Annotated in this window: 1 protein-coding gene and 1 pseudogene; both read left to right on the forward strand. The window is 31.7% G+C overall.

The features are described 5' to 3' along the window. Nucleotides 1–365, forward strand: a 365-nt coding sequence (locus AB3I00_RS14480) for an ATP-binding protein (RefSeq protein ID WP_368025595.1), incomplete at its 5' end; no start/stop codon positions are given. A 45-nt stretch (nt 366–410) separates the two neighbouring features. Further along, a pseudogene (locus AB3I00_RS14485) lies at nt 411–1,618 on the forward strand (hypothetical protein); the annotation flags it as partial.

Raw genomic sequence — 1,618 nt, forward strand, 5'->3', positions numbered from 1 at the left:
GTGATGGTCAAAGTATTATTAAATCAATGAAACGTGTTGGTCGATCGTATAATAATTTCTTAGTATTGATTACTCAATCGGTTAGCGATATTGAGGATGACGGCGATGATACTGGTTTTGGTATGACTTTTTGTTTTGATGAAATGAATAATCGAGAAGGGATTTTAGAGTATTTGAATTTGCCAGTGAATGATTTGACAATTAAATGGGTGTCAGGTATGCCACAAGGACAATGTCTATTTAAAGATATGACTGGACAAACTAATCGTATCGTTTTTCATGTTCTTTTTGAAGATTGGCTCGAATTATTTAAAACAGTTGAAAAATCCAAAGCAGTTGAGTTAGAAAATGACTTTATTGCTTAAAGCAAAGCAGAAAGACATTTCTTAAATGAAGGGAGGTCTTTTTTTATGAAGTACATGATTGACAGTTATACTTCCTATTTAGAAACAGGTAATGCCTTTGATGCAGTTTGGAAAGGGCTCAATTGGTTTTTTGTTACAGTGCCTTTTTGTTTGTATCGTTTTTTAGCTGTTTTATTTATCTGGATTGAAAATTTCTTCGACCAATCAGAATTCTTTATAAGAAAGCAAGTTGAAGCATTCGATATTTCTAAAACTATTTTTACAAATTTTGGTGGCTATAATATTTCTGACAGAAAAGTAATAGGAATTGCTTTTTTACTCAGTAGTGCGTATTTATTTTGGGTATATTTTTACGGAAAAGGTCATTTTGTGAAAGTGTTTTTACGTTATTTAGCGATTATCGGTGTTATGATGTTTTGGTTTGGAACAATTACTTATACGGATAATGGACAAGTAAAGAGTTCAAATGGAGCAACGTTTATTTTAACAACAACACGAAATATTGTGAATGAAATAAGAGATAAGACATTAAAGGCTAGTACAAGTTTTAACCATGAAACAAGTTCCGGACATTTAGATGAAACAGGTACATTTAAGTCTACAGTTAAACAAACTTTTTTATATGTGAATTCTGGTTCGATGGATGGCACCATGTCAAATGGAAAAAAATTGGATGTTTCAAAGCTATTGATGCCTAGTAATCTTAAAGATAAAGAAAAAAAGAAGTTTGAAGAAGAACGTGAATCTTATGTCAATGGTTTGGTTGATGATAATGAGTATTTTGCATTAGACGGTACCAAAATTATGGAGAAATGCATGGCAATTTCTCTTGGAATGTGTAATTTAGTGTTAACATTTTTACCGATTGCTTATATTAATTGTCTGTTATCGTGTGTACAATTGGTGATTGATTTGTTAGTAGTTCTTTCGCCAGTATTTATGGGATTATCGCTGTTTCCAAAATGTTCTGGTATAACATTTCGGTTTTTCCGTTTGCTTTTTGGTACACAATTAATGCCATTAATTTATGGAGTGTTTATGGGAGTTTTGTTTTGGATGAATACATTAATTGATTCAGCTTTTTTAGCAGTTAATGTGGGAATGCAAAGTAACGCAATCATGAATGTTTTAGGAAATGGCATTTATGTATTTATTGCCCCTTTGTGTGCCATGATCATGAAATTTGTTATAGTAGTGAAGATATGGAAAAATCGGTATCGTTTATTGAATTTCTTTTTAGGCGGAGGAATCAG

This window comes from Enterococcus sp. C76 (genome assembly GCF_040886985.1).
GTDB lineage: Bacteria > Bacillota > Bacilli > Lactobacillales > Enterococcaceae > Enterococcus_B > Enterococcus_B lactis.